Here is a 5,696-nt window from a genome sequence, read left to right as displayed (position 1 = left end):
GGGCGGTAGTTGCCATCCGGGGACCAGTAGGTGACCGACCCGGCGGTGATCGGGAACGACACCGACCCGTCAGCGAGGGTTGCGTCGCCGGAGACGCCGGGGGTGAGCTTCAGGGCGGTGAGGGCGTCGGTGAAGCCGGAGTCGAGCTTCACGGCGGTGGAGCCACCGAGGACCTCGGGGACCGAGGCGACGGGTGCGGGGATCTTCGACGACGACGAGGACACCGTGTGGATCGCGGGGGTGGCGGCCTGGGCGGAGGAGATCCCGAACGCGGCACCGCCGAGGACGAGGGCGCCGGTCGTGGCGAGGGTGATGGAGGTCTTGAGGCTCTTACGCATCGTGATCAGTCCTTTGCTCTGGAGGCGCTCCGGCCGGTGGCCGAATGTGCACTGTGCACATACTGAGTACCGGCCAACTGTGACCGGAGAGCGCCCTGGGCTTTTGCCCTGTACAAGTCATTCGGCGCCCCCGCCCGAACGGTTTGGGACGAGTTTCCTGAGGTGCCGCAACCCGGTGTTTCGTACCGTGTACCCATGGCTCCAGCACACATCTCCACCACCGACCGGCTCCGGGCGGTCGACGCCTGGTGGCGCGCCGCCAACTACCTGACGGTCGGGCAGATCTACCTGCTGGACAACCCGCTGCTCAGCCGGCCGATCGAACCCGACGACGTCAAGCCACGGCTGCTCGGCCACTGGGGCACCTCCCCCGCGCTGAACCTCGTGTACGCGCACTGCAACGCGCTGATCACGGAGACCGGTCGCGAGTTCCTGTACATCTGCGGCCCGGGGCACGGCGGCCCGGCGATGAACGCGAACGCCTGGCTGGACGGCACGTGGAACGAGCTGTACCAGGACGTCGACCTGCAGCGGTTCTTCCGCCAGTTCTCGTTCCCCGGCGGAATCCCCTCACACGCCGCCCCGGAGACCCCCGGCTCCATCAACGAGGGTGGTGAGCTCGGCTACTCGCTGTCGCACGCCTACGGTGCGGCGCTCGACAACCCGGACCTCGTCGTCGCGTGCGTGGTCGGTGACGGTGAGGCCGAGACCGGTCCGCTCGCCGGTTCGTGGCAGGCGCACACGTTCCTCGACCCGGTGTCCGACGGCGCCGTGCTGCCGATCCTCAACCTCAACGGCTGGAAGATCGCGAACCCGACCGTCCTCGCCCGCATCCCCGACGAGGACCTCACCGCGTACTTCCGCGGGCTCGGCTACGACCCGATCGTGGTCGACTCCCGCCGCGTCGACGACGACCCGTACGCGGTCCACGCCCTGTTCGACGGTGCCCTGCGACGCGCCCTCGCCGGCATCGACGACATCCAGGCCGCTGCCCGCGCCCAGGCCGCCCGTGCCGCCGCGGGGCAGCCCGCCGATGCCGCGGACCTGCGTCCGCGCTGGCCGATGATCGTGCTGCGCACCCCGAAGGGCTGGACCGGCCCGAAGGAGGTCGACGGCGAGCAGGTCGAGGGGACCTTCCGCGCGCACCAGGTGCCGCTGCCCGCGGTGCGCGAGGACGACGGTCACCGTGCGCAGCTCGAGGAGTGGATGCGCTCGTACCGCCCCGAGGAGCTCTTCGACGAGGACGGCCACCCGGTCGGCATCATGACCACGATCCGTCCGACCGGTGACGAGCGGATGAGTGCCACCCCGCACGGCAACGGCGGTCGACTGCGGACCGCGCTCGACCGGCCGCCGCTCGAGCCTTACGCGGTCGAGGCCGGTTCCACGGCATCCGCGACGGGCACGCTCGGCCCCTGGCTCGCCACACTCATCGAGAAGAACGCCTCGACCTTCCGGCTGTTCGGCCCGGACGAGACGATCTCGAACAAGCTCGACGCGGTCTTCGACGTGACCTCGCGCGTCTGGCGGGCCCAGCGCGCCGCCGGCGACGAGCACCTCGCCGCACGCGGGCGGGTCACCGAGGTCCTGTCCGAGCACCTGCTGGAGGGGATGCTCGAGGGCTACGTGCTGTCCGGTCGGCACGGGATGCTCAACACCTACGAGGCGTTCGCCCACATCATCGACTCGATGGTCGGGCAGTACGCCAAGTGGCTGGAGTCCTCGACCGACATCGACTGGCGCGTGCCGGTGTCCAACCTGTCGCTCCTGCTCTCGTCGCACGTCTGGCGACAGGACCACAACGGGTTCTCCCACCAGGACCCCGGGTTCCTCGACGTCGTCGCGTCGAAGCAGCAGGACCTCGTCCGGATCAAGCTGCCGGCCGACGCCAACACGCTGCTCGCCGTCGCCGCGCACGCGATGGAGACCACGGACCGCATCGAGGTGATCGTCGCGGGCAAGCACCCGGAGCCGGTCTTCCTGTCCCTCGACGACGCGGTCGCGCACGCGCAGGCCGGACTCGGCGTGTGGGACTTCGCCGGCACGGAGCAGGCCGTCGGGAAGGTCGACGTCGTGCTCGCCTGCGCCGGTGACGTCCCCACGGTCGAGGCGATCGCCGCCACCGACATCATCCGGAAGTACGCTCCCGGCGTCGGGGTCCGCGTGCTCAACGTCGTCGACCTGCTGGCGCTCGGTGACCCGCGCAAGCACGAGCACCCGATCCCGGACGAGCAGTACGACGCGCTCTTCCTGCCCGGCACGCCCACGGTCTTCGCGTTCCACGGGTACCCGACCCTCGTGCACCAGCTGACGTACCGCCGGAACGGGCACGACGACCTGCACGTGCACGGGTTCCTCGAGCAGGGCACGACGACCTCGCCGTTCGACATGCTCATGCGCAACGAGATGGACCGCTTCGCCCTGGCCCACGACGCCCTGACGCGGGTGGACGCCGAGGCGCACGCCGACCTGCTCACGAAGCTCTCCGAGGCGCGTGACGCCGCGCGGACGTTCGCGTACACGAAGGGCGAGGACCACCCGTCCCTCGCGGGCTGGGAGTTCGCGGGCTGGCCGCAGGACGAGCCCGCCAGCGGCGGGACCGGCGGCGACCCGGGTGCGGGCGAGACCGAGGCGGCCGCGCCCGGCAACTGACGCACTCCTCCACAGGCCTGGAGGCCCGGAGCGCCCTCCACAGGACCGGTCACGCCCGCCGCGTGGCCGGTTCCGTGCTGTCAGGGTTCCGGCATGGACATCGGCTGGATCAGCGCGCTCGTGTCGGTCACGAGCGCGTCCGTCGCGCTGGGTGCGCTCGTCGCCTCGGTGCTCGACGGGCGCGCAGGACGGCGAAATGCAGAGTTCTCGGTGCACCGCGACCTGTGGTGGCAGCGTTGGTCGTGGGTCGCCGACCGGGCGACCTCGGACGACGAAGGACAGCGCGCGGCCGCCGGTGTGATGTCGGCTGCGCTGGTGACCCGCAGTTGGACGACCGACGACGACACGTGGACGTCCTCGGCGCTCGCTGACTCCGAGGCAGCGCGAGCGAAAGCCCGGGGACAACAGGAAGGAGTGCTCGCAGATGATCTCGACGCTGACTGATGACGAGTTCAAGCGGTGGCTCGACAACCGAGAGATGACGACACCACGGCTCCTCGCGAGCCCCCACTACGGTCCGCTCATGCGCGCGAAGGGCGCCGAGGCGGAACTCGCGCAGATGCGCATCGAATGGCGCGAACGCCAGGAGCGCGCACGGGCGCGGAAGCTCAAGGACGAGGCGTCCTTCGGTGAGAGCTGAACCGATGCCCTGCGAGCCTGCCACGCTGGGACCGTGACCGAACTCGTCATCCCGGCCCCGAGCCTCCCGACCGTGCCCACGACGACGGGCGCGCGTTTCCCCGTCCGCCGTGTGTTCTGCGTCGGACGGAACTACGCCGCGCACGCCCGCGAGATGGGCCACGACCCGGACCGCGAGCCGCCGTTCTTCTTCACCAAGCCGGCAGACGCGGTCGTGGTCGACGGGGCCGACACCCCGTACCCGCCGCTGACGCAGCAACTGGAGCACGAGGTCGAGCTCGTCGTCGCGATCGGCACCGGCGGCACGGACATCGCCGTCGCCGACGCCCTCGCACACGTCTGGGGGTACGCCGTCGGGATCGACCTCACCCGCCGCGACCTGCAGGCCGAGGCGAAGCGACTCGGGCGCCCGTGGGACACGGCCAAGGGCTTCGACGCCTCGGCACCGATCGGCGTGCTCACCCCGGCGGCCGAGGTCGACCCGACCAGCGGCGCGATCGAGCTGACGGTGGGCGGGGAACTCCGGCAGTCGGGCGACCTGACCGACCAGATCTGGTCGGTCGCCGAGACGATCGCGGCGCTGTCACGGTCCGTGGCGCTCGCGCCCGGCGACCTCGTGATGACCGGCACTCCTGACGGTGTCGGCGTGCTCGAACGCGGCGCCGTGCTCGTCGGCACGATCGCCGGCGTCGGCGAGGTCCGGACCCGGATCGTCTGAAGCACGTGTCGGCGATGTGTCGACGGGCTGGGAGCGTTCGCAGGCAGCACGGGTAAGTCTTGGGCATCGTCGCGGGTGGGGCCCGCGGCGGACACGGGGCGGCGCATCGCGACGGGGCGACGCGTACACCTCGGGACTGCCGGAGGTACCACCGTGCTGGAACACGACCTGCTCGCCACGTCCTGGACGTGGGCGGGCGACGAGAGCATCCGCGACCGCGTGCACGCCGTCGGCGCCGCCGGGTTCGCCGGCCTGTCGCTGTCCCTCGACGACCTGCACGAGGTCCGCGCGACGACGGGCTTCGCCGAACTGCGCCGCATGCTCGACGCCGCCGGCATCGTCTGGGTCCAGCTCGGACCACTCGACCGGTGGTGGACGTGCACGAGCCGCACCCAGGACGAGGACGCCGACCGCGGTGTCGTGCTCGAGGCCGCGGCGACGCTGAGCGCCTGGCAGGTGGTGGCGCGCGCCGACACCTCGTTGCCCGGAGCCTCCCCCGCCACGATGGCCGACGACTGGGTCGTGCTCGCCGACCAGGCCGAGGCGGTCGGAGCGCAGCTCGTGCTCGAACCGGAACCGTGGTCGAACCTGCCCACGATCGAACGGGCCTCACGCTTCGTCGCCGCCGCCGGACACCCGAACGGCGGCCTGCTCATCGACGCCATGCACGCACTCCGCGGTGGTTCCACCCTCGCGTCGATCCGGCAGGGCGTCGCACCGGGGGTCCTCGCAGCCGTCGAGCTGAGCGACGGACTGCTGCACACCCCGAGCGGGATGACCCTCGCCGAGGAGTCCCGGACCGCGCGGTACCTGCCCGGTGCCGGAGCGTGGGACCTGCCCGGCTTCGTGCGGACCGTGCGCGAGCTCGGGTTCGACGAGCCGTGGGGCGTCGAGGTCCGGACACCGGCGCACCGGGCGATGCCCGTCCGCGATGCACTCCGGACGGCCGTGGCCGCCACTCGTGCGGTGCTCGACGCCGCCGACGCGTTCGGCTCGCCGGCCGCCCCGGCGATGCCCTCGACGCCCGCACCGACGTCCGCGGTGGACTTCGAGCCACCGCACACCGGCCGGCACGACCCGACGCAGGGAGCCCGCCGTCGGGACGCCGACACAGGGACGCCCGCGTAGGTTGCTGGGCATGACCGATCAGGCAGCACACGACGACGACCTGCTCCGCCGTTCCCAGGAGTCCATCGACGAGGCCAAGGCCGCCGCGGCCGAGGTGGTCGAGCCGGAAGAGGACGAGCTCATCGAGGAGGACTCACCCGTGGCCGACCACGCGGTGCCCTCCGACGGCCCTGCACCCGCGGCCTGACCCCGTCCTGATCCGACAGGATCCCCCCCCCCCC

Annotated in this window: 6 protein-coding genes and 1 pseudogene; 6 read left to right on the top strand and 1 reads right to left on the bottom strand. The window is 71.7% G+C overall.

The features are described from left to right. Positions 1-338, bottom strand: a pseudogene (locus BIU91_RS18870) (hypothetical protein); the annotation flags it as partial. A 195-nt stretch (positions 339-533) separates the two neighbouring features. Here BIU91_RS18870 and BIU91_RS07425 point away from each other — a divergent pair. From BIU91_RS07425 to BIU91_RS18865, 6 genes are all read left to right on the top strand, one after another. Beyond that, complete coding sequence (locus BIU91_RS07425) at positions 534-2,990, top strand: phosphoketolase (RefSeq protein ID WP_071404873.1); 2,457 nt, start codon at positions 534-536, stop codon at positions 2,988-2,990. 93 nt (positions 2,991-3,083) lie between these two features. Beyond that, positions 3,084-3,434, top strand: coding sequence for a hypothetical protein (locus BIU91_RS07420; protein ID WP_071404872.1), 351 nt, complete (start codon positions 3,084-3,086; stop codon positions 3,432-3,434). Then, positions 3,415-3,630 (top strand): hypothetical protein, encoded by a 216-nt coding sequence (locus BIU91_RS07415; protein WP_071404871.1) that lies wholly within the window; start codon positions 3,415-3,417, stop codon positions 3,628-3,630. The genes BIU91_RS07420 and BIU91_RS07415 overlap by 20 nt, the downstream gene beginning before the upstream one ends. A 33-nt stretch (positions 3,631-3,663) precedes the next feature. After that, entirely contained in the window at positions 3,664-4,347 is a 684-nt protein-coding gene (locus BIU91_RS07410; protein ID WP_071404870.1) for a fumarylacetoacetate hydrolase family protein, read from the top strand. A gap of 153 nt (positions 4,348-4,500) precedes the next feature. After that, positions 4,501-5,475 (top strand): TIM barrel protein, encoded by a 975-nt coding sequence (locus tag BIU91_RS07405; RefSeq protein ID WP_071404869.1) that lies wholly within the window; start codon positions 4,501-4,503, stop codon positions 5,473-5,475. A gap of 10 nt (positions 5,476-5,485) precedes the next feature. Beyond that, positions 5,486-5,662 carry a hypothetical protein gene (locus BIU91_RS18865; protein WP_171907795.1) on the top strand — a complete coding sequence of 59 codons (177 nt, stop codon included), beginning with the start codon at positions 5,486-5,488 and terminating at the stop codon, positions 5,660-5,662. The last annotated feature ends 34 nt before the right edge of the window (positions 5,663-5,696 follow it).

It is taken from the genome of Curtobacterium sp. MMLR14_002, assembly GCF_001864975.1.
Taxonomy (GTDB): Bacteria; Actinomycetota; Actinomycetes; order Actinomycetales; family Microbacteriaceae; genus Curtobacterium; species Curtobacterium flaccumfaciens.
Note: the sequence above shows the minus strand (reverse complement) of the source record. Positions and strands in the feature narration are given on the sequence as shown.